Here is a 22,058-nt window from a genome sequence, read left to right as displayed (position 1 = left end):
GAATATGGGTTTTTTAGCTGACACGCCCAAACCGCCCTATTATGCGGTCATTTTTTCATCAATAAAGGGAAAATATGATAAGGAATATGAACATACGGCAGAGCGCATGATGAATTTGGCAGGCGGACAGCCGGGATTTTTAGGCGCGGAAAGCGTTCGGGAGGAAAACGGCTGCGGCATCACGGTTTCCTACTGGGACAGCCTGGAGGCGATTAAAAGGTGGAAAGATCATACGGACCACCAGGCGGCAAAACAAAAAGGAAAAAGCGCCTGGTATGAAGCGTACGCGGTCCGCATTACGAAGACGGAGTCACAGCGGATGTTTGCGTCAAAAGGGGCGGAAGATTGATTACATTTTTACAGCATACACAAGAACAGACCGCGCGGGAAATTGCGGCGGTTCAGCGCTGCTCTTATCAAAAAGAAGCCGAGCTGATCGGTTTTTTCGGCATTCCCGCCCTGCATGAAACACCCGATGATATACAGCGGTCACGGGAGACGTTTGCCGGTTTCAAGGAAAAAGATCAGCTTGCAGGCGTCATTTCGTATGAAAAAAGGGGATATGACCTTGTCATATGCAGGCTGACGGTGCATCCGTCCGGCTTTCGGAAAGGGATCGGACGGGCGCTTCTTCAATTTGTGATAGACGAGAACCGGGACGCCCAAAAAATAGAGGCGGCTACCGCCAGCCAAAACGTTCCGGCAGTCTCTCTCTATTTAAAAACCGGGTTCACGGAAGCCGGACAGATTGAGACGCCGGAAGGGCTGACCCTCTCGTTTTTTCATCTTTATCCGAAGAGGAAAGCGGAAGTTGTTCCGTACAAGCCGGAATGGAAAGAAATGTTTGAAAGAGAGAAGGCGGACTTGATCCGAATCTTCGGCCCCGCACTTCATTCTGTCAGCCACATCGGCAGCACCTCCATCCCGCAGATGGCCGCCAAACCCGTCATCGATATACTGGCGGAGGTCAAAGATATTTTGGATGCCGACCGATTCAGTCCGCAGCTGGAAGCACTCGGCTATGAGGCGAAAGGGGAAAACGGGATAGAGGGCCGGCGTTTCTTTCAAAAAGGCGGCAGCAAGCGCACGCACCACGTTCACATATACGAAACAGGCCATCCGGACGTGAAGCGTCATCTGCTGTTCCGGGATTACCTCACTGCAAAGCCTGAAAAAGCGGCTCAATACATGGAACTGAAACGGCACCTCGCTGAGACATACCCATACGATATGGCAAAGTATAGTGAAGGGAAAAATGACTGGATCAAGGCGGCTGAACAAGAGGCAAAGGTCTGGGAGAGCGGGCTGCTGTAAAGAAAGCAGAAACAATGCATACAGCGGCTCGGTATGCTACAATGGCGAAAATGAAAAACGGAGGATCATCTATGCAAATACATGTGACGGATGCGGCGAAACACACATTTCAGCAGGCGATGGACGCCAACCCGGGGAAAAAAGCGCAGCTCCGCTATGACGCAGAAGGCTGCGGGTGCGCGGTGAGCGGCGTGCCGACCATCTGGCTGGCGGACGAATTAACGGGACAATGCGAAGCTATTGAAACAAACGGACTTCCGCTTTACATCCAGACCTCACAAAAAGTGTTTTTTGACGAGGAAATGACAATCGATTACAATGAAAAGGCAAAAACGCTCGTCTTAAAAAGCCCGGCAGAGATGCTGAGCCCGAGAATGAGCATATTAGTAAAGCAGGGAGAAACGGAAAGTGAATCAAAAGCTGAAAGCCATTAAACAGACGGCACAGCATAAAACGTGGGTATCCTTTCTGAACAACAACCACCCGTACAGTCTGCTGCACTGGTCCATCGGAGGCGCTGAATCCGTTCAGAAGGATGTCTGGCTGCTTCAGGATGAGATGACCTTCAAAGCGCAGGAGTTTACGACAATCGACCTCGCCATTGACTGGATCGGAGAAAATATGGACGGGATTACCGACGTTTTATGACGGGAAAGCGAAAGAACCAGCATACGTTCTTTCGCTTTTTTACGTTTGCGTCATGGTATCTAAAAAGGTTTGAACGGCTTTGCGGTAGCTCTCCGGATTTTTGGTGTACGACATGGCATGCCCGCCCGATTCGGCCAGATAGAGCATCTTAGGGCCGCGTTTTCTGCGGTGCAGCAATTCGGAAGAAGCGGGAGGTATATAATCATCTTCCTTACTGTGAATAAACAGCACGGGCTGCCGGATGCGGCTGATAACCGATAGAGGAGATACATCACGGATACGGTATCCTTCTCTCATCCGCAAAAAGAAATCAGCCAAAGGCAGAAGCGGCCACGGAGGCAGCCGGAACTCCCGCTTCAGCCTGTAGGCGAGCTGATCGCGAAAGCTTGCGAACGGACAGTCCGCAATATAAAAATCAGCGCCGTTTTCATCCTGATGCCCGCCCGCGTATAATAAGGCCGTCACCGCCCCCATCGATTCCCCGTGGATGCCGATTTGACCGCCGTCTCCGGTTTTGTGTCTCACCCAATTCACGGCTTCTTCCAAATCATCTTTTTCAAAATAGCCGTAGCTCGTCGTTCTGCCGCCGCTTTTTCCGTGCCCGCGGTGGTCATATACGAGCACATTCCATCCTAAATCTAAAAATAAATCCATGTATTTCAATGAATTGAACGAATTTACGGTAACGCCGTGACAAATAATCATGGTGTTTGCCGTATGATGCGGGGCGACGTAAAAGCCTTTGATCTCATACCCGTGGCGTGACAGGATGACGGCCTCTTCTTTTTCCATGGCCTGAAAGGAATCAAATCTATCATACCCGTCCGCCGTTTCTTTTTTCATGATATCTTCATCCGTCTTTTTCTTCATAAACATAATCAGATTCGTAAAAGCGAATCCGGCAGCCAAAAAGACTGCGCAAGCCGAACCGAACACCGCCAGCCATTTTTTCACACAGGCACCCTCCTTTAATATGAAAAATCCTTCCTCCGGCTTTTTGGGACCGTGAACGTTGCCGGCCTCCGGCGCTCCGTGGTACACTTGCTTCACCATATTCAGATACGGGGGGCGTAATGATGAAAAAGCAGCTGCCTAAAGAAAAACACAGCTTAAAAGACGATCTGGAGGAAGATCTGAAGGCCAGGCTTTTGCAAATGAAAAGTGAGCTGAAGGAAGAAGACGAGAAAAAGCAGGCGCAGCAAAAGGCGGAACAAATCAGAAAACGAAAAGAAAAAGAAAAACATAAAAGCTTTGAAGAGCTGCTGAATGAAAGCAGTCTCGATTGGCACAAATATAAATAAACCGGCATCTGAAAAGGTGCCGGTTTTATTGTTTAAGAACGATGGGCTTCGTATACGTCCCGTTTTGTATGATATTGCAGGGCTTTGATTTCCTGGCTGCTTAAACGCCGGGCCTCTGCAGCCGAACAGTTTTCTCTCAGCTGCTCAAGTGAGCTGGCTCCGGTGATGACAGAAGCGACGGCCGGCTGTGACAGCAAGTATTGAAGAGAAAGCTCCGTCATGCTCAAGTCAGGTGCGGCAGCGCTGATCGCTTTTTTGGTTTCTGCCAGTTCTGCAAAAGAATATGTTAAATAGCCGTTCTCTTTTACGCTTGCGGCCGCTTGATCAAGCGGTTTTTCCGTAAGAAGCCCTTTAGCGACAGGCCCTCTTGCGACTACGCTGATTCCGTTCTCCTCTAAAAGGGGAAGCCACTCCTCGGGACGCCGGTCCAGCAGGCTGTATTGCATCATAATGCTGGTGATATTTGATTTTTTCACATATTCTTTAATAACATTCGGACGAATCGAGGAAATGCCGTAATACCGGATGACACCTTCCTGTTTTAAGTCCTCAAATGCTTCGATCGTTTCGTCAATATGGTCTTCCATCGTGCCGCCATGCAGCTGATAAAGGTCGATATAGTCCGTTTTCAGCCGGCGCAGGCTGTTTTTGACCGCTTCTTTTATGTATCCTTTGGAAGCGTCCCAATGCCAGCCGTCTTTATCATCACTCCAGCGGTTTCCGGCTTTCGTGGCTAAAATGATGTCGTGCCTGCGGTTTTTGACGGCCTCCCCGACAATTTCCTCATTTCTGCCGAAATCATAAAGATCAGCGGTATCTAAATAATTGATTCCAAGCTCGATCGCTTCATCCAAAATAGACAGCGCTTTAGCTTTATCCGTACCCAGCGACATACAGCCGAGCCCGATTTCGCTTATTTCTAAATCAGAATGTCCCAGTGTGCGTTTTCTCATCGTTTCGCTCCTTTTTATAGTCTTTTATTGACCGTAATATAAAGGCGCGAAGTTTTCAACTGTTAAGGCCCGGTGATCCAATCTCCGACATAGCGGAATGTCCGTCCGTATTCTTTCAGTTTAGCCCGCACTTCCCACGCCTTTCCGACCAATACGATACTCTTATCCTTCCGGTACACCTTCAATCGAAAAGCACCTCCCTCTCATGCATGTATGATAAAATATATGAGGCATAATAGAGAGACAGAACGGGAGATGACATGATGAAACATTTAGAAGAAAAAACACTTGCGAAAAAAAAGCTGTATGACGGGAAAGTCATAGATCTTTACTTAGAGGATGTAGAGCTCCCGAACGGAAAAACAAGCAAGCGGGAAATCGTCAAACATCCGGGAGCGGTGGCCGTACTTGCGGTGACCGAGGAAGGAAAAATCATTTTGGTGAACCAGTTCAGGAAGCCGCTGGAACGGACAATCGTTGAAATTCCGGCCGGGAAGCTTGAAAAGGGAGAAGAGCCGGAACATACGGCGTTAAGAGAGCTCGAGGAAGAAACGGGATATACGGCGGAAACCTTGACGAAAATCACCGCTTTTTATACATCACCCGGGTTTGCTGATGAAATCGTGCATCTCTTTCTTGCGGAAGGGCTTTCGCCGCTGGAAGAAAAACGAGAGCTGGATGAGGATGAATTTGTCGAAGTCATGCAGGTCACGCTTGAAGAGGCCGTGAAGCTGATTGAATCCCGCAGGGTGTATGACGCAAAAACGGCGTACGCGATTCAGTATCTCCAGCTGAAAGAAGCGCTGAAGGAAAAATGATGAAAACCATCTATGCGGATCTGCATATTCATATCGGCCGCACCCATACGGGAAAACCGGTCAAAATCACCGGGGCCAAAACGTTGACGCTGCACCGGATTTTAGAAGAAGCCAGTGAGGGGAAGGGAATTGAACTATTGGGCATCATCGACTGCCATTCCCCGGAAGTCATAGAAGAAATCGAGCGCGGAATTGATGAAGGCAGATACCGTGAGCTGAAAGAAGGCGGCATCCGGTATCGGAATACGACGCTTCTATTGGGCAGTGAGCTTGAAATCTATGATCACACATGCCGCGGGCCGATTCACGTTCTCGTCTTTATGCCGTCTCTTGCCGAAATGAAGATGTTTTCTGAGTGGCTCGCAAAAAGGCTTAAAAATATCCATCTCAGTTCCCAGCGCATTTATGAAACCGGTTTGAATCTTCAGAGGAAAACAAAGGAATTGGGCGGGCTGTTTATTCCCGCCCATATGTTCACCCCGCATAAAAGCCTGTACGGAAAAGGGGTCAGATCTTCTTTGACAGAAGTTTTCGACCCGGCGCTCATTGACGCGGCGGAACTCGGGTTAAGCTGCGACACCGACATGGCTTCGCGGGTAACGGAACTTGATCCGTATACATTTTTAACAAATTCTGATGCGCATTCCTTAGGGAAAATCGGCAGAGAATATAATGAAATGCTTCTTAAAGAGGCGAATTTCACGGAATTTTCGCTGGCTTTAAAAGGGAAGGACGGAAGAAAAATCACGGCGAATTACGGGCTGAACCCGAAGCTCGGGAAGTATTACCGGACGGCTTGCGACCGCTGCGGCAGCCCGGTTGAAAAAGGAGCTTCCGCATGTCCGGAGTGCGGGGGGAAAACAATGACAAAAGGGGTCAGTGAACGGCTGGAGGAACTGAGCGGCCCGAAAAAAAGCCGCGTGCCGCGGCCGCCGTATATTCATCAAATTCCGCTGCAGTTCATTCCCGGGGTCGGGCCGAAAACGTTAGAAAAACTGAAACGGGCCTTCGGGACGGAGATGGCGATTCTTCATCAGGCGCAAGAAGAGGAATTGGCGCGTGTCGTCCAGCCTAAAATAGCGGCTGTCATTCATAAAGCGCGCACCGGGCAGCTTGTCCTTGAGGCCGGGGGCGGAGGGACGTACGGCCGAATCAAGCCGTAAAAAAGCCGGTTTTTAGCGGAGCTCCTCCTGCACCTTCTTTTTCGTGCGGACAAACGCAATCAATTCGATGATTTCATCCTGATTCAGCGGCTGTCCGTCAACGGTCAGTGTGCCGCGGCCTTGTGCGGCGTTTGTTAATTCGATGGTCTGGGTAAACGGCTCCGCTTTTTTTTCAGTGCGCCCCAGTAAATCGTCGCACGTCGTGTCAAACAGATCGGCAAGCGTGCCCAGCGCCTCGAATGACGGACGCCGGTATCCTGATTCATACCCGGCGTACGTGCTTTTGGCGATGCCGAGACGGTCAGCCGTATATTGAAGAGACCAATTTTTCTTTTTTCTCAGTTCAGTTAAACGATCTAAATTCATATTCAAAACCGCTCCTTTTCACTTGAGCAAATTATATCATATCGATATGTAAAAGTGTACGCGAACTGAATAATAATCACTTGATTAATTTCATTCGTCTGTCTATAATTTGATTAAAAGTATGCGAAAAGCGAATGCTTAACACATCTTGAGAACTGGATGAAGAGGTGCAGGGTATGAAAAAATTATTGCTGTTAACAACCGGAGGAACAATCGCCTCAGTCGAAGGAGAAAACGGGCTTGCACCCGGGGTGAAAGCAGACGAATTGTTAACCTACGTATCAAAACTTGATAACGATTACACGATGGAAACCCATTCGTTAATGAACATCGACAGCACAAATATGCAGCCTGAATACTGGGCCGAAATCGCAAATGCTGTCAAAGAAAAGTATGACGCATATGACGGGTTCGTCATTACGCACGGAACAGACACAATGGCTTATACATCAGCGGCACTGTCTTATATGCTTCAGCATGCTGATAAACCGATCGTCATTACGGGTTCGCAAATCCCGATTACATTTCAAAAAACCGATGCCAAAAAAAATATCACGGACGCGATCCGCTTCGCATGTGAAGGGGTGGGCGGCGTATACGTCGTATTTGACGGCAGAGTCATTCAAGGCACACGCGCCATTAAATTAAGAACGAAAAGCTATGATGCATTTGAGAGCATTAACTATCCGTATATCGCGTTTATTACCGAAAACGGAATTGAATATAACAAACAAGTGCACATGCCAAAAGACGATGCTTTTACGGTCAATACTTCACTTTGCACGGACGTGTGCCTGCTCAAGCTCCACCCGGGGCTGAAACCGGAAATGTTTGACGCGTTAAAGGGCATGTACAAAGGAATCGTCATTGAAAGCTACGGCAGCGGCGGCGTGCCGTTTGAAGGAAGAGACATTCTCGCCAAAGTCAATGAAATGATTGAAAGCGGCATTGTCGTCGTCATTACGACACAATGTCTTGAAGAAGGAGAGGACATGAGCGTCTATGAAGTCGGCCGAAGAGTCAATCAAGATCTCATTATCCGCTCCAGAAATATGAACACGGAAGCCATCGTGCCGAAATTAATGTGGGCGCTCGGCCAGTCTCACAACTTGGCTGAAGTCAAAAACATTATGGAGACACCGATCGCAGACGACGTTGTACTGTAAAAACATGACTACCACAAAGAGAAAGTAGGGTTTTAGCATGACAAACGCGCAAAAAGAATATCGTCAGGAAAAAGATTTCCTCGGAGAAAAACAAATTGAAGCTGATGTGTATTACGGAATACAAACGCTGCGCGCGAAAGAAAACTTTCCGATTACCGGATACCGCATCCACGAAGAAATGATTAATGCGCTCGCCATCGTCAAAAAAGCGGCGGCGCTTGCCAACATGGATGTAAAACGGCTGTATGAAGGAATCGGAAATGCGATTGTACAGGCCGCAGATGAAATTCTTGAGGGAAAATGGCATGACCAATTTATCGTCGATCCGATCCAAGGGGGAGCCGGAACGTCCATGAACATGAATGCCAACGAAGTAATCGGCAACAGGGCTCTTGAAATCATGGGGCATAAAAAAGGTGAATACATTCACCTCAGCCCGAACACACACGTCAACATGTCACAATCGACGAACGACGTGTTCCCGACGGCAATCCATATTTCAACCTTGAAACTTTTGGATAAGCTCCTTGATACGATGGCGCATATGCTCAGTGTCTTTAAAGATAAAGCGAAACAATTTGATTCTGTCATTAAAATGGGGCGCACACACCTTCAGGACGCTGTGCCGATCCGTCTCGGACAGGAATTTGAAGCATACAGCCGCGTGCTTGAGCGTGACATAAAGCGAATTAAACAATCCCGCCAGCATCTGTATGAAGTAAACATGGGGGCAACGGCCGTAGGTACGGGGCTTAACGCCGATCCGCGCTACATAGAACAGGTTGTGAAGCACCTGGCTGACATCAGCGGACTGCCGCTTGTCGGCGCCGGCCATTTGGTTGACGCCACACAAAACACTGATGCGTATACGGAAGTTTCAGCCGCGTTGAAAGTATGCATGATGAACATGTCTAAAATCGCCAACGATCTGCGCTTAATGGCTTCAGGTCCGCGCGCGGGACTTGCGGAAATTTCACTGCCGGCCCGTCAGCCGGGATCATCCATTATGCCTGGGAAAGTCAACCCTGTAATGGCAGAGCTGATCAACCAAATCGCCTTTCAGGTCATCGGGAATGACAATACGATCTGCCTCGCTTCAGAAGCGGGCCAGCTGGAGCTTAACGTAATGGAGCCGGTACTCGTATTTAACCTGCTTCAATCCATCAGCATCATGAATAACGGGTTCCGTTCATTTACCGATCATTGTCTGGCGGGAATTGAAGCCAACGAAAAACGTCTGAAGCAATACGTGGAAAAAAGCGTCGGCGTCATTACAGCGGTCAATCCGCACCTCGGGTATGAAGCGGCTGCGCGAATTGCCCGTGAAGCAATCATGACGGGGCAATCTGTAAGAGATCTTTGCCTTCAAAATGATGTACTGACAGAAGAAGAATTGGATATCATTTTGAATCCGTATGAAATGACAAAACCGGGAATTGCCGGAAAAGATCTATTAGAAAAATAAATTTTAAAGCAACAACAGCCGCCTTTTCACGTTTTTTAGTGAATAGGCGGTTGCCATACAAAGGGATGAGGCAGTATAGTATAATTTGTTATATCATTTGATGAAAGCGTTTTAGCTTTTTTCTTCTAGGGGGATTTTCTTGTGAAAGAGGCCAGATTGCCAAATTTATTGGAAATTATTATCTTATTATTCGGGTTTTTAGCACTTGTCTTATCGTTCACAGTGTTTTTAGACCTGCCGATCCAGCTAGCTCTATTAATATCCTGGTTTTTCGCTATTATTCTCGGAGTCAGGCTGGGATATTCATATAAAGACTTGCAGGATTCGATTGTCACCGGGATATCAAACGGTCTTGAAGCGGTGTTGATTCTTGTTTCGGTCGGTGCGCTCATCGGGACATGGATTGCCGGCGGCGTTGTGCCGACGTTAATTTATTATGGTTTAGAGTTTATTAATCCTCATGTTTTCCTGCTTGCTACACTGGTTATTTGTTCCGTTATGTCCGTTGCGACCGGAACGTCGTGGGGAACCGTGGGAACCGCGGGGATCGCCATGATTGCCATCGGAGAGGGAATGGGTATACCGATTCCGATCGTAGCGGGAGCCGTTTTGTCCGGCGCTTACTTCGGAGACAAGCTTTCACCGCTGTCTGACAGTACGGTGCTTGCCTCCACGCTTTCTAAGGTGGATGTGCTGTCACACGTCAGAGCGATGATGTATCTGTCAATTCCGTCCTATATTATTACGGCCATTCTATTTACCGTAACGGGATTTATATACGGCGGAAAAAATATTGATCTCGACAAAGTGGAATTTTTAAAATCTTCACTGCAGAAAACGTTTGACATTCATATATGGATGCTCATTCCTGCTGTTGTCGTCGTTGTCCTTCTGATTTTGAAAAAGCCGTCTATGCCCGTTATTATCATCGGTGCTTTGCTTGGCGCAATCTGGGCTTCCGTCTTTCAGGGAATGAATTTTGCCAGTGCCATCGCGACTGCTTATAATGGTTTTTCTATTAAAACGGACGTCGAATTTTTAAACGGCCTGTTAAACCGCGGAGGCATTACCGGTATGCTGGATACGTTAGTCGTTATCCTGTTCGGTCTTGGTTTTGGAGGAATTCTTGAGAAGCTCGGCGTATTAAAAGTGATTGTCTCAACTTTTGAGAAAAAGCTGACCACACCGGGAAATGTGACGCTTTCGACATTGATCGTCGCCCTTTTAGGAAACATTTTCGGCTGTGCGATGTACGTGTCATTGATTCTGACGCCGAAAATCATGGAGAACAGTTATGATAAACTGAAACTTGACAGAAGAGTTTTATCCCGGAACGCAGAGGTGGGCGGCACGCTTACTTCAGGGATGGTGCCGTGGTCTGATAACGGCATCTATATGGCCGGCATTCTCGGCGTATCCACATTTTCTTATCTGCCGTTCATGTGGCTCAGTTTTGTATCTATCGGACTGGCAATATTGTACGGATACACGGGGAAATTCATTTGGTACACGAAAGAAAAATCCTTGCAATCTCAAAAGTTGGGTTAGGAGGTTCATTTCATGATTACAAAGCATATGATTCGGACGTTAATGATTGAAACGCCGACTGTTCCCGGAAATCTCGGAAAAGTGGCAACCGCCATCGGAGTGATGGGCGGAGATATCGGGGAAGTTGAAACCGTTAAAGTCGGCCCGAACTACACAATGCGCAACATTACGGTGCAGGCTGAAAATGAAGAGCAGCTGCAGGAAATCATTCAAGCCATTGAAGCTCTCGGTGAAGGCATCCGGCTTCATACAGTCTCAGATGAAGTGCTCTCTGCTCATGAAGGCGGCAAAATTCAGATGAAAAGCAAAATGCCGATCCGGACATTGGCTGAGCTTGGCCGTGTTTATACGCCGGGCGTCGCCGATGTGTGCAGACTGATCGAAAACGAGCCTGAAAAAGCATCCATCTATACGACAATCAGCAATTCTGTCGCCATTGTCACCGACGGCACGGCGATTCTCGGCCTCGGCAATATCGGCTCTGTCGCCGGAATGCCCGTAATGGAAGGGAAAGCCGCGCTTTTTGACCAGCTGGCGGGTATCAGCGGAATTCCGATTTTGCTCGATACCTCTGATCCGGAAGAAATCATTCGCACGGTAAAACATATTTCTCCGGGGTTCAGCGGAATTCTGCTTGAAGATATCGGTTCGCCCCACTGCTTTGACATTGAAGACCGCCTGAAAGAAGAACTGGACATTCCGGTTATGCACGATGACCAGCACGGCACGGCGGTCGTCACGCTCGCCGCCGCCATTTCCGCTTGTAAAAGCGCCGGTCTTGATTTAAAAGAAGCGAAGGTCGGTCAGATCGGTCTCGGCGCGGCAGGCGTCGCCATCTGCCGCATGTTTATGGCATACGGAGTCAAAGCGGTCTGCGGAACGGACAAGTCAGAAGACGCAATGAACCGCCTCGCTCAGTACGGAGGTCAGCCGCTTGGAAGCATCAAAGAATTAATGGACACGTGTGACATTGTGATCAGCACCACAGGAGTTCCGGGTCTCATTAAAAAAGAGGATGTCAGAAAAGGACACGTCATTCTGGCTTTATCTAATCCGAAGCCGGAGATTGAACCGGAAGAGGCATTACAAGCCGGAGCCGCTTATGCAGCTGACGGCCGTTCAGTCAATAATGTTCTCGGCTTCCCGGGGATTTTCCGCGGCGCGCTGAACGCCAAAAGCAAGAAAATCGACCATGAAATGCTTGTGGCGGCCGCAGAAGCCATCGCCTCTTGCACAAAACACGGCGATCTCGTGCCTCAGCCTTTGGATGCGGACGTGCATCAGGCCGTATCAGCAGCCGTAGAACGGGCCGCGGCAGGAAAATAAACAACTCTTACAGTACCGGACATGTGCCGGTGCTGTTTTTTTCATGAATAGGAAGCGGAATTCTTAGGCAGGCTAACAGATAGCAAAAGACGGAAAAAAGAGGTGGCAATGTGGATTATTTTCCGCTGATCCATACAAATATTTGGGATGCTGTGATCGGCGTGCCGGTCGTCTTATGCGTTACACAGCTGATCAAAGTGTTCTGCCGGGTTCCGGGCATATTCGTTCCCACGATTGCCCTTGCTGCCGGAAATGTTGTGTCTATCGTTTTCGGTCATCATGAACACGTGTATGCGGGGATTTTTATGGGGTTTTTTTACGGATACGCCGCAATGGGGAGCTATTCATCTGCCAAAACGTCTCTGCGCGCTTACCGGTCGAAACATGAGCCGTATTCATGAACACATCTGGATTTTTTTGTTATGATAAAGAAAAGGGAAAAAGGAGCGATTGGCACATGGCGAAGAGCAAAACGAAAAAAATGCGGGAGCATCTCAAAAGAAACGGGATGCGTGACGCAGTCCTGTCAAGGGGGACGGCGCCGTCTTTCAGCACCCATGAAAGAGTGACGAAAACCAAAAAAGACAGGCTTGAAAGAATAAAGCATAAAAAAAGGAACCCCTATGATCACCGGAGTGATGACGGGGGTTCTTTTTTTATGCCGGAATCTCGCGCCTTTCTATGATTTCTCTGTCATGTTTTCTCTTTTCTTTCATACAATCTACTAAATCAAGTCAATAGATTAGCGGGAGGAAAGCGGTATGAGAAAACAATCGTACAAAGAACTGTTTTTTCGCCATGTAAAGGATCATCTGTCACTTTATATATTTGTGTTTGTCTTGTTTTTGATGGGGGTCATTTTCGGGGCGATCATCGTCAACAGCATGACCATCACGCAGAAAGAAGATCTGTATTACTATTTAAGCAAGTTTTTCGGACAGCTGTCTGACGGAAAACATGCCGGCGCTTCAGAAATGTTTTGGCAGGCCGTCTTTCATGATGTAAAATATTTGGGGCTGATGTGGATTCTCGGTATTTCCGTGATCGGTCTTCCGGTTATTTTCATTATGGTGTTCTTAAAAGGAATCGTCGTCGGCTTCACGGTCGGTTTTTTAGTGAATCAAATGGGGATGAACGGGTTTTTCCTGTCATTTATTTCGGTTCTGCCGCAAAACATCGTTCTCATTCCGGCATACCTTATCATGGGGACATGCTCCATCGCTTTTTCCCTGAAATTGATCCGGCAGCTGTTTGTCAAACGCAGCCTTCATGACGCGCCGATCCAATGGTTCGGACGCTACGCCTTCGTGCTGATTCTCATCGTTTTCTTCTCGGTCATCGCTTCGCTGCTCGAGGCGTACGTGTCTCCGCTGTTTATGGAAAAGCTGTCATCACGCATATTTTAGAATAATTATCACAAAATAATACTTTTATTTATCAGTTTATAATAATTATAGTTGGAACTCTGCGCGTATTTTGTTATAATGAGTCATGGAATGCGGCGTAGGAGGGAAAGACATGGAAAACCGTATTGATCGAATTAAAAAGCAGCTGCACTCGTCAAGCTACAAGCTTACGCCACAGCGGGAAGCAACGGTAAGAGTGCTGCTTGAAAACGAAGAAGACCATTTAAGCGCAGAAGATGTATACCTCCTCGTAAAAGAGAAATCTCCTGAAATTGGTCTCGCTACAGTATACCGTACATTAGAATTATTAACAGAATTAAAAGTCGTTGATAAAATTAACTTCGGGGACGGCGTATCCCGCTACGACCTTCGCAAAGAAGGCGCGGCTCACTTTCATCACCATTTGGTGTGCATGGAGTGCGGAGCCGTCGATGAAATTGAAGAAGATCTGCTTGAAGACGTTGAAGAAGTGATTGAACGTGATTGGAAATTTAAAATTAAAGATCATAGATTGACTTTTCACGGAATCTGCCACCGCTGCCGCGGGGATGAAACAGAGTAAAAGCCTACGAACCTTTTCTGCCAGGAAAGGGTTTTTTGCTGTTTTTATGTATAAAAGCCTTTGAAATTGGCATAAGGTGTACTAACAGCCGCCAAAGAAAGGGTCGATAGAAAGATGGGCAGATTCTTAAAAACAGCCGCGGATACGATCAAAGTGTTTATACTGTTCACAGGTTTTACCGCGCTGTTCTATTATGCTATGATATGGGTGAATTCAGAGTATGAAAACTATCATCGGTACGATAAACCGGAAGGCTCCGCCGTCAAAGTGGCCAAAACGGAACATGAGGAGAAAGACGGCTGGTTCGGCCGATTGATCTTTTTTTACCAAAACGGGGAGTAGATCGAGAGTGAAGGATCAAATTAAGGATTTCATCCATTACGTGAGGGTTGAAAGAGGGCTGTCCCAAAATACGATGATGTCCTATGAGCGTGATCTGAAAAGTTATTCTCTCTTCTTAACTGAAAGCCTTCAGATCACTTCATGGAATGATGTGACCCGTCTTCATATTATTCAATATTTAAAGCATATAAAGGACTCCGGGAAATCCGGCAAGACGTCTGCCAGGCATTTGGCGTCAATCCGGTCTTTTCATCAATTTCTGTTAAGGGAAAAAGCCGCGGATAAAGATCCTTCGGTACATATTGAAACACAAAAAACAGAGCGGACGCTTCCGAAAGTATTGGCGCTTCACGAAGTTGAGCGGTTATTGGACACGCCTAAGCTTGACAGCCCGTTCGGTCTCAGGGATAAAGCCATGCTTGAACTGCTGTACGCGACCGGCATCAGGGTCAGCGAGATGATCGAGCTGAAATTATCCGACGTCCATTTGACGATGGGATTTGTCCGCTGCTTCGGAAAAGGGCGGAAAGAGCGGATTGTGCCGATTGGTGAAGCCGCTTCTCATGCGATAGAAGCGTACATTGAAAAAGCCAGAGGGAAATTATTAAAGAAAAACGTAACCGAAGCGCTTTTTCTGAATCATCACGGCAGGCAGATCAGCCGTCAGGGATTCTGGAAAAACCTGAAAAAAATCGCCCTTGAAGCGGGGATTAAAAAAGAGCTGACACCGCACACGCTCCGGCACTCCTTTGCAACGCACCTGCTCGAAAACGGGGCGGATCTGCGCGCCGTGCAGGAGATGCTCGGACATGCCGATATTTCCACGACGCAAATTTATACGCATGTGACGAAAACAAGGCTGAAGGACGTGTACAAACAGTATCATCCGCGCGCTTAGGAGCCGCTGCCAGAGGGGCCGCGGCTTTTTTTTGCCGGATTGGCGGAATACAGAGAAGGTTCTAATTATTTGAATCGGCATTGTCAACGAGAATGTAAACGGTTTATACTTGAGTTGTCTGACCTCTGTAAGCTACAATGGACAAATGGAAGAAAAGGAGGCTTTTATGATGTCTGAATACAAATATAACCGGGTATTTTTGATCGTAATGGATTCTGTCGGAATCGGTGAAGCGCCGGACGCCGCCGATTTTAATGATATAGGCGCAAATACGCTCGGACACATCGCAGAGCACATGAACGGCTTACATATGCCCCATATGGCGCAGCTCGGTCTCGGACTGATCGGAGACATTAAGGGCGTGGAAAAAACGGAGCACCCTCTTGCGTACTACGGAAAAATGCAGGAGGCGTCAAACGGGAAAGATACGATGACGGGGCACTGGGAGATTATGGGCCTCTACATTGAAAAACCGTTTAAAGTGTTCCCGGAAGGATTTCCGGATGAACTTCTTCAGGAACTTGAGCGGCGTTCAGGACGGAAAATCATCGGAAATAAGCCGGCTTCAGGCACGGCGATTCTGGACGAGCTCGGAAAAGAACATATGGAAACGGGTGCGCTGATCGTTTATACATCAGCAGATTCCGTGCTGCAGATTGCGGCTCACGAAGATGTCGTTCCGCTTGACGAGCTGTACAGCATCTGTGAAACGGCAAGAGAACTGACGCTTGATCCGAAGTACATGGTCGGCCGGATTATCGCAAGACCGTTCGTCGGAGAACCGGGCAGCTTCAAACGCACGCCGAACCGTCATGATTATGCGCTCAAACCGTTCGGACGCACGGTAATGAACGGAATGAAAGACAGCGGATTAGACGTCATTTCCATCGGCAAAATTTCTGATATTTATGACGGAGAAGGCATTACATCTTCCCGCCGCACGGTATCTAATATGGACGGCATGGACAAAGTGATTGAAACGCTCGGTGAAGAGTTCACGGGCCTGAGCTTTGCCAACCTCGTTGATTTTGACGCGCTGTACGGACACCGCCGCGATCCGGAAGGGTACGGAAAAGCGCTCGAGGAATTCGACGCGAGGCTTCCGGAAGTATTTGAGAAAATGAAAGAAGACGATCTGCTTATCATCACTGCGGATCACGGCAATGATCCTGTCCATCACGGCACGGATCACACGCGGGAGTATGTGCCGCTTCTTGTTTACAGCAAAAAGCACAAACACACTGAACAGCTGCCGCTTGCGGATACATTTGCCGATATCGGCGCAACCATTGCGGATAATTTCAAAACGGAAAAGCCGGAATACGGAAAAAGCTTTTTATCAAGATTACAGTAGGGGGACTTTTTTTGAAACAAAAGATCGAACGTGCTGCTGCATTTATTAAAGAACATGTGAAAGAAACACCAAAGATCGGTCTGATTTTAGGGTCAGGGCTCGGCGTATTGGCCGATGAAATTGAAGGAGCTGTCAAGCTTACATATGAAACGATTCCTGATTTTCCGGTCTCAACGGTAGAAGGCCATGCCGGCCAGCTTGTGATGGGAACGCTTGAAGGTGTGCAGGTCATCGCGATGCAGGGCCGCTTTCATTACTATGAAGGCTACTCAATGGATCAGGTGACATTTCCCGTCCGCGTGATGAAGGCGCTCGGCGTTGAATCCCTTGTCGTGACGAACGCAGCCGGCGGTATCAACACTGAATTCCGCGCCGGCGATCTGATGATTATTACAGACCACATCAACTTTATGGGCACCAACCCGTTAATCGGGCCGAACGAAGCTGAATTCGGACCGAGATTCCCGGACATGTCAGAAGCCTATGACAAAGAGCTGTCAGGCTTGGCTGAAAAAACGGCCGATGAGCTGGGCATTCCTGTTCAAAAAGGGGTGTATACAGCTGTTACGGGGCCGTCTTACGAAACGCCTGCTGAGGTTCGGTTTTTAAGAACGATGGGTTCTGACGCTGTCGGCATGTCGACCGTGCCGGAAGTCATCGTCGCCAACCACGCGGGGATGCGCGTGCTCGGCATCTCATGCATTTCCAACGCGGCGGCAGGTATTCTTGACCAGCCGTTATCCCATGAAGAAGTAATGGAAATGACGGAAAAAGTAAAAGGCGGCTTTTTGAAGCTTGTAAAAGCTGTAGTCGCACGTTCTCAAAAATAAGTCAGCATCAGTCAGCTGTTTCTTCGGAAGCAGCTGTTTTTTTGTGCCCTCAACACGAAACATTTTCCAGATGAGGCGTATAAAACCACCGGATTTGGAAAAAATAAAAAGGATTATGAAATGGAGGGCTTTGGAGATGAAACGTCTTATATCCACTTTGTTGATTGGCATTTTATTAACGGCATCAGCACCGTCCGCTTTTGCAAAGCCGGACGGAAAACATACATCGGAGCTCGCTCATGAAGCCAAAAGCGCCGTGCTGATTGAACGCGATACGGGAAGTATTCTTTATAACAAGAACAGCCGGGAGCGTCTGGCGCCGGCAAGCATGACAAAAATCATGACCATGCTTTTAATCATGGAAGCGCTTGACAAAGGGAAAATAAAGATGAGCGATAAAGTCAGGACGAGTGAACATGCCGCGTCCATGGGCGGATCACAGATTTTCCTTGAACCCGGAGAAGAAATGACGGTAAAAGAAATGCTCAAAGGAATTGCGATAGCTTCCGGAAATGACGCATCTGTCGCAATGGCGGAGTATATCGCCGGTTCAGAAGAGGATTTCGTCAGCCGGATGAACAAAAAAGCAAAAGAATTGGGATTGAAAGATACCTCCTTCAAAAACCCGACGGGACTGCCCGAAAAAGACCATTACAGCTCTGCTTATGACATGGCAAAAATGGCGAAGGAATTATTAAAGTATGATAAAATCACTCAATTTACAGGAACGTATGAGGATTATTTAAGAGAAAATACAGACAAAAAGTTCTGGCTCGTCAATACAAACCGGCTGATCAAATTTTATCCGGGTGTAGACGGCGTGAAGACGGGCTTTACAGGCGAAGCAAAGTATTGTTTAACCGCCACCGCTAAAAAAGGAAATATGAGGGTCATTGCTGTCGTTTTCGGAGCCAGCACCCCGAAAGAAAGAAATGCCCAAGTGACCAAAATGCTTGATTACGCCTTCAGCCAGTTCAAAACACACCCGCTGTACAAACGGGATCAAATCGTCGGAACGGTAAAAGTGATAAAAGGAAAAAAGAAACTGATCAAGCTGACCACATCTGAGCCGATTTCTCTTCTGGCCAAAAAGGGAGAGAACATGGACAAAGTAAAAAAAGAAGTGAAAATCAACGGCAATGTAACGGCTCCGGTTAAAAAAGGAGAAGTGCTCGGCAGCCTCGTTCTGAAAAAAGACGGAAAGGTGCTCGTTGAAAGCCCGGTCACGGCAAAAGACGACATGGAAAAAGCGGGTTTTCTCACTTTTCTGAAGCGCACGATGGGAGATTGGACAAAATTTAAATAATCGTGGCGAACGGGCACTAGTTTTGTCATAGTGAAGGAATTGCTTTCCCGAAAATCGAAACACTCATTATCCGATCATATCAAGGAGGAATGAGCATGAGCCTTGGAATTGACTTTCATGTCAAAGAATCCGTGCTTTGTATTCGATTAACAGGTGAACTCGACCATCATACGGCAGAATCATTAAAACAAAAGGTTACTGAATCGCTGGAGGCTGACGGCATCCGTCACATCGTGCTGAACCTTGAAGATCTTACCTTCATGGACAGCTCCGGCCTCGGCGTGATTTTAGGGCGTTATAAACAAATTAAACAGCTCGGCGGAGAAATGGTCGTGTGCGCGATTTCGCCCGCGGTGAGACGTCTGTTTGACATGTCCGGCCTGTTTAAAATCATCAGGTTCGAACAATCAGAACAAAAAGCGCTTTTAACGTTGGGGGTGGCATCATGAAAAACGAGATGCATCTTGAATTTTCAGCCCTCAGTCAGAACGAATCGTTTGCGCGCGTAACAGTTGCTTCTTTTATCGCACAGCTCGACCCGACGATGGATGAGCTGACGGAAATCAAGACCGTCGTATCAGAAGCGGTAACAAACGCGATCATCCACGGCTATGAAGAAAACTGCGACGGAAAGGTGTACATCTCCGTTACGCTGGAGGATCATGTCGTCTATCTGACCATACGTGACGAAGGCCTCGGGATCACGGATCTTGAGGAAGCGCGCCAGCCGCTCTTTACGACAAAACCCGAGCTTGAGCGCTCCGGAATGGGCTTTACCATTATGGAAAACTTCATGGATGATGTCACGATTGATTCCTCGCCGGAGATGGGAACGACGATACGCTTAACAAAACACCTATCAAAAAGCAAAGCGCTTTGTAATTAAGGAGATTTGTTATGGATGTGGAGGTTAAGAAAAACAGCAAAAACGCGCAGCTCAAGGACCATGAAGTCAAAGAATTGATCAAAAAGAGCCAAGAGGGCGACCAGCAGGCAAGAGACCTCCTCATAGAAAAAAACATGCGTCTTGTGTGGTCCGTCGTTCAAAGGTTTTTAAACAGAGGCTATGAGCCGGACGATCTGTTTCAGATCGGCTGTATCGGATTGTTAAAATCCGTTGATAAATTCGATTTGTCCTATGATGTCCGTTTTTCAACTTATGCCGTGCCGATGATTATCGGAGAAATCCAGCGCTTCATCCGCGATGACGGAACCGTCAAAGTATCAAGATCTTTAAAAGAGCTCGGCAATAAAATACGCCGGGCGAAAGATGAACTGTCAAAAACATACGGAAGAGTGCCGACCGTCCAGGAAATCGCGGACCATTTAGAAATTGATGCGGAGGATGTGGTGCTTGCGCAGGAAGCGGTGCGGGCGCCTTCATCCATTCATGAGACCGTGTATGAAAATGACGGAGACCCGATCACCCTGCTTGATCAGATCGCCGATCATTCAGAAGAGAAGTGGTTTGACAAAATCGCCCTCAAGGAAGCGATCAGTGATTTGGAAGAACGGGAAAAACTCATTGTCTATCTGAGATATTATAAAGATCAGACACAGTCGGAGGTAGCCGAACGGCTCGGGATTTCCCAAGTCCAGGTATCGAGGCTGGAGAAAAAAATATTAAAGCAGATTAAAGTGCAGATGGATCATACGGAAAGCTGACCTTTTACGGGCCGGCTTTTTTTATTTGTGCATCGGTGGTAATTTATGGTCTTTTGCCGCTGATGAATGAGAACAAAAGTGAACCACATACTACATATATAACCACCCGAAAGATGGTGATGCAAGATGGAAAGACGAATATTTCTCAGACTTCGCCACCGCGTGAAGGCTCATACCGGAGATATCATCACAGTCGGCGACGCCGCGCAGATCGCGGGACAGCAAAAGCTGAAAAAAAAACTGTCGGCACTGCCGCTGTATAAGGTCACGAAAAAAGACAAAAATATCGTCGTGCTGGACATTATAAAAGTGCTGAAAACCATTCATACCGCTTTTCCTGCGCTTGATGTACAGACCGTCGGCGGCGCTGAAACGATAGTGGAAATCCATTACCAGAAAAAGCAGCTGTCAGCCGTTTTGTTCGTCGGTGTCTGGCTCCTGCTTTTTATCGGTTCATGTCTTGCCATTATGAATTTTCATGAAGATGTCAGTATGAGAGAAGTTCATATCGCCTTATATGAAATCATAACGGGCGAACGGAATGAATATCCGTATCTGCTTCAGATTCCATACAGCATCGGCCTCGGTCTCGGTATGATCGTCTTTTTTAATCACATCTTCAAAAAACGCCTGAATGAAGAGCCAAGCCCGCTGGAAGTCGAGATGTTTAATTATCAGCTTGATCTCGATCATTATGTCGCAATGCACGAAAATGAAGAGACGATGAAAGATCTGCATGATCGTTAGCATTCTTTTCGTTATGTTTGTCGGGCTTGGCGGAGGGCTGACCGTGGGGGCAGGCTTTGTGGCTTTTTTAACCGTTATGGGAATCGTCCCCCGCCTTATGCAGCTGACAAAAACAATGCGCTTTGTACAGGCCTACGAAGGAGCTGTTATTTCAGGAGCTGTGTTCGGCGGCTGGGAAACCTTAAATATGAATCATTTTTTTTTATCTGAATGGCTGGCCGTTCCGGTCGGGCTTTTGGCCGGCATGTTTGTCGGCATGCTGGCCGCCGCGCTTACAGAAGTGCTGAATGTGCTTCCCATTCTTGCCAAACGGATCGGCTTCGGCAGCAAAATCATCATATTGCTGATGGCCATTGTGTTCGGCAAAATAGCCGGCTCTTTATTTCATTGGCTGTATTTTATCCATCATTCATAAGGAGGAACCGACGTGACAAACTTAAAAGAAAATTACAAAACAAAAGTGAAAGACTATCAGCCGAAACCGCCATATGTTTGGAATTGCGTCAAAGCCTTTCTGATCGGCGGTTTGATCTGTCTGATCGGGCAGGCTCTTCAAGACTTTTACATCCACTTTTTTAATTTTAATGAAAAAACAGCGGGCAACCCGACGTCCGCCACTCTTATTTTAATTTCCGCCCTTTTGACCGGATTCGGCATTTATGACAGACTCGGGCAGTTTGCCGGAGCGGGTTCAGCCGTGCCGGTGACGGGTTTTGCAAACAGTATGACAAGCGCGGCTCTGGAACACAGAAGTGAAGGACTCGTGCTCGGAGTAGCGACAAACATGTTTAAATTGGCGGGAAACGTCATTGTATTCGGCGTCGTGGCAGCCTATATCGTAGGCCTGATACGGTTTGCTTGTGAAAAACTGTTTTCGTAG

At 47.6% G+C, this 22,058-nt stretch carries 29 protein-coding genes and 1 pseudogene; 26 read left to right on the top strand and 4 right to left on the bottom strand.

Annotated elements, in window-relative coordinates; translation table 11 throughout:
• Positions 1-4: 4 nt before the first annotated feature.
• The 4 genes and pseudogenes from NYE50_RS13145 to NYE50_RS13130 all read left to right on the top strand — a co-directional run bounded on the left by NYE50_RS13145 (position 5) and on the right by NYE50_RS13130 (position 1,962).
• Positions 5-349: an antibiotic biosynthesis monooxygenase family protein gene (locus NYE50_RS13145; protein ID WP_017418080.1), complete on the top strand. Its 345-nt coding sequence runs from the start codon at positions 5-7 to the stop codon at positions 347-349.
• Positions 346-1,311, top strand: a pseudogene (locus NYE50_RS13140) (GNAT family N-acetyltransferase); the annotation flags it as partial. The gene NYE50_RS13145 and the pseudogene NYE50_RS13140, both read left to right, overlap by 4 nt.
• A 74-nt stretch (positions 1,312-1,385) precedes the next feature.
• Entirely contained in the window at positions 1,386-1,748 is a 363-nt protein-coding gene (locus NYE50_RS13135) for an iron-sulfur cluster biosynthesis family protein (protein ID WP_174532500.1), read from the top strand.
• Positions 1,723-1,962 (top strand): DUF2552 family protein, encoded by a 240-nt coding sequence (locus NYE50_RS13130; protein ID WP_003153307.1) that lies wholly within the window; start codon positions 1,723-1,725, stop codon positions 1,960-1,962. The genes NYE50_RS13135 and NYE50_RS13130 overlap by 26 nt, the downstream gene beginning before the upstream one ends.
• Before the next feature lie 39 nt (positions 1,963-2,001).
• On the opposite strand, the gene NYE50_RS13125 is transcribed toward NYE50_RS13130, so the two are convergent.
• Positions 2,002-2,916, bottom strand: coding sequence for an alpha/beta hydrolase (locus tag NYE50_RS13125; protein ID WP_017418077.1), 915 nt, complete (start codon positions 2,914-2,916; stop codon positions 2,002-2,004).
• Positions 2,917-3,038: 122 nt separating this feature from the next.
• Here NYE50_RS13125 and NYE50_RS13120 point away from each other — a divergent pair, with 122 nt between their 5' ends.
• Positions 3,039-3,263, top strand: coding sequence for a YqkE family protein (locus NYE50_RS13120; protein WP_007409396.1), 225 nt, complete (start codon positions 3,039-3,041; stop codon positions 3,261-3,263).
• Between the two features lie 32 nt (positions 3,264-3,295).
• Here the strand turns inward: NYE50_RS13120 and NYE50_RS13115 are convergent, their stop codons facing one another.
• Together NYE50_RS13115 and mciZ are read right to left on the bottom strand one after the other, a co-directional pair.
• Entirely contained in the window at positions 3,296-4,216 is a 921-nt protein-coding gene (locus NYE50_RS13115) for an aldo/keto reductase (RefSeq protein ID WP_110124237.1), read from the bottom strand.
• 62 nt (positions 4,217-4,278) lie between these two features.
• On the bottom strand, positions 4,279-4,401 hold the full coding sequence (gene mciZ, locus NYE50_RS13110) for a Z-ring formation inhibitor MciZ (RefSeq protein WP_003153315.1): 123 nt from the start codon (positions 4,399-4,401) through the stop codon (positions 4,279-4,281).
• A gap of 78 nt (positions 4,402-4,479) precedes the next feature.
• Between mciZ and NYE50_RS13105 the strand changes: the two genes are divergently transcribed.
• Both NYE50_RS13105 and NYE50_RS13100 read left to right on the top strand, forming a co-directional pair.
• Complete coding sequence (locus NYE50_RS13105) at positions 4,480-5,034, top strand: NUDIX hydrolase (protein WP_003153317.1); 555 nt, start codon at positions 4,480-4,482, stop codon at positions 5,032-5,034.
• Positions 5,034-6,197 carry a TIGR00375 family protein gene (locus tag NYE50_RS13100; protein ID WP_224988752.1) on the top strand — a complete coding sequence of 388 codons (1,164 nt, stop codon included), beginning with the start codon at positions 5,034-5,036 and terminating at the stop codon, positions 6,195-6,197. Before NYE50_RS13105 ends, NYE50_RS13100 begins: the two co-directional genes overlap by 1 nt.
• A gap of 12 nt (positions 6,198-6,209) precedes the next feature.
• On the opposite strand, the gene NYE50_RS13095 is transcribed toward NYE50_RS13100, so the two are convergent.
• Positions 6,210-6,563 carry a helix-turn-helix domain-containing protein gene (locus NYE50_RS13095; protein ID WP_003153320.1) on the bottom strand — a complete coding sequence of 118 codons (354 nt, stop codon included), beginning with the start codon at positions 6,561-6,563 and terminating at the stop codon, positions 6,210-6,212.
• A 176-nt stretch (positions 6,564-6,739) separates the two neighbouring features.
• Here NYE50_RS13095 and NYE50_RS13090 point away from each other — a divergent pair, with 176 nt between their 5' ends.
• The 19 genes from NYE50_RS13090 (at position 6,740) to spoVAC (ending at position 22,058) form a co-directional block, all read left to right on the top strand.
• Positions 6,740-7,729 carry a type I asparaginase gene (locus NYE50_RS13090; RefSeq protein ID WP_003153321.1) on the top strand — a complete coding sequence of 330 codons (990 nt, stop codon included), beginning with the start codon at positions 6,740-6,742 and terminating at the stop codon, positions 7,727-7,729.
• 37 nt (positions 7,730-7,766) lie between these two features.
• Positions 7,767-9,194 carry an aspartate ammonia-lyase gene (gene aspA, locus NYE50_RS13085; protein ID WP_003153322.1) on the top strand — a complete coding sequence of 476 codons (1,428 nt, stop codon included), beginning with the start codon at positions 7,767-7,769 and terminating at the stop codon, positions 9,192-9,194.
• 141 nt (positions 9,195-9,335) lie between these two features.
• Positions 9,336-10,742: a Na+/H+ antiporter NhaC gene (gene nhaC, locus NYE50_RS13080; RefSeq protein WP_224988750.1), complete on the top strand. Its 1,407-nt coding sequence runs from the start codon at positions 9,336-9,338 to the stop codon at positions 10,740-10,742.
• A gap of 12 nt (positions 10,743-10,754) precedes the next feature.
• Positions 10,755-12,068 (top strand): NAD-dependent malic enzyme, encoded by a 1,314-nt coding sequence (locus NYE50_RS13075; RefSeq protein ID WP_007409402.1) that lies wholly within the window; start codon positions 10,755-10,757, stop codon positions 12,066-12,068.
• A gap of 110 nt (positions 12,069-12,178) precedes the next feature.
• A complete protein-coding gene (locus NYE50_RS13070) occupies positions 12,179-12,469 on the top strand; it encodes a hypothetical protein (protein ID WP_003153325.1) in 291 nt (96 codons plus the stop codon).
• A gap of 56 nt (positions 12,470-12,525) precedes the next feature.
• Entirely contained in the window at positions 12,526-12,753 is a 228-nt protein-coding gene (locus NYE50_RS13065; RefSeq protein WP_012117898.1) for a hypothetical protein, read from the top strand.
• Positions 12,754-12,829: 76 nt separating this feature from the next.
• Positions 12,830-13,474, top strand: coding sequence for a stage II sporulation protein M (spoIIM, locus tag NYE50_RS13060; RefSeq protein ID WP_007409404.1), 645 nt, complete (start codon positions 12,830-12,832; stop codon positions 13,472-13,474).
• Between the two features lie 112 nt (positions 13,475-13,586).
• The gene (gene fur, locus NYE50_RS13055) at positions 13,587-14,036 is read left to right on the top strand and encodes a ferric iron uptake transcriptional regulator (RefSeq protein WP_003153330.1); all 450 of its coding nucleotides are present in this window, start codon (positions 13,587-13,589) and stop codon (positions 14,034-14,036) included.
• A 114-nt stretch (positions 14,037-14,150) separates the two neighbouring features.
• A complete protein-coding gene (locus NYE50_RS13050; RefSeq protein WP_003153331.1) occupies positions 14,151-14,378 on the top strand; it encodes a YqzK family protein in 228 nt (75 codons plus the stop codon).
• A 7-nt stretch (positions 14,379-14,385) separates the two neighbouring features.
• Positions 14,386-15,276 (top strand): site-specific tyrosine recombinase XerD, encoded by an 891-nt coding sequence (gene xerD, locus NYE50_RS13045; protein WP_007612347.1) that lies wholly within the window; start codon positions 14,386-14,388, stop codon positions 15,274-15,276.
• Between the two features lie 169 nt (positions 15,277-15,445).
• Positions 15,446-16,630 (top strand): phosphopentomutase, encoded by a 1,185-nt coding sequence (gene deoB, locus NYE50_RS13040; protein WP_015417748.1) that lies wholly within the window; start codon positions 15,446-15,448, stop codon positions 16,628-16,630.
• An 11-nt stretch (positions 16,631-16,641) separates the two neighbouring features.
• Complete coding sequence (locus NYE50_RS13035) at positions 16,642-17,460, top strand: purine-nucleoside phosphorylase (protein ID WP_224988748.1); 819 nt, start codon at positions 16,642-16,644, stop codon at positions 17,458-17,460.
• A 136-nt stretch (positions 17,461-17,596) separates the two neighbouring features.
• Positions 17,597-18,766, top strand: a complete 1,170-nt coding sequence (locus NYE50_RS13030) for a D-alanyl-D-alanine carboxypeptidase family protein (protein WP_029973633.1) — start codon at positions 17,597-17,599, stop codon at positions 18,764-18,766.
• Between the two features lie 95 nt (positions 18,767-18,861).
• Positions 18,862-19,215: an anti-sigma F factor antagonist gene (gene spoIIAA, locus NYE50_RS13025; RefSeq protein WP_007409411.1), complete on the top strand. Its 354-nt coding sequence runs from the start codon at positions 18,862-18,864 to the stop codon at positions 19,213-19,215.
• Positions 19,212-19,652: an anti-sigma F factor gene (spoIIAB, locus tag NYE50_RS13020; RefSeq protein ID WP_003153347.1), complete on the top strand. Its 441-nt coding sequence runs from the start codon at positions 19,212-19,214 to the stop codon at positions 19,650-19,652. Before spoIIAA ends, spoIIAB begins: the two co-directional genes overlap by 4 nt.
• Before the next feature lie 11 nt (positions 19,653-19,663).
• Positions 19,664-20,431: an RNA polymerase sporulation sigma factor SigF gene (gene sigF, locus NYE50_RS13015; protein WP_003153348.1), complete on the top strand. Its 768-nt coding sequence runs from the start codon at positions 19,664-19,666 to the stop codon at positions 20,429-20,431.
• A 126-nt stretch (positions 20,432-20,557) separates the two neighbouring features.
• Positions 20,558-21,178 (top strand): stage V sporulation protein AA, encoded by a 621-nt coding sequence (locus NYE50_RS13010; protein WP_003153349.1) that lies wholly within the window; start codon positions 20,558-20,560, stop codon positions 21,176-21,178.
• On the top strand, positions 21,168-21,593 hold the full coding sequence (locus tag NYE50_RS13005; protein WP_014418289.1) for a stage V sporulation protein AB: 426 nt from the start codon (positions 21,168-21,170) through the stop codon (positions 21,591-21,593). The genes NYE50_RS13010 and NYE50_RS13005 overlap by 11 nt, the downstream gene beginning before the upstream one ends.
• 12 nt (positions 21,594-21,605) lie before the next feature.
• A complete protein-coding gene (spoVAC, locus tag NYE50_RS13000) occupies positions 21,606-22,058 on the top strand; it encodes a stage V sporulation protein AC (protein ID WP_007612334.1) in 453 nt (150 codons plus the stop codon).

It is taken from the genome of Bacillus sp. EU55, from assembly GCF_038005925.1.
Classification (GTDB): domain Bacteria; phylum Bacillota; class Bacilli; order Bacillales; family Bacillaceae; genus Bacillus; species Bacillus velezensis.
This window is presented reverse-complemented; position numbering and strand designations above follow the sequence as displayed.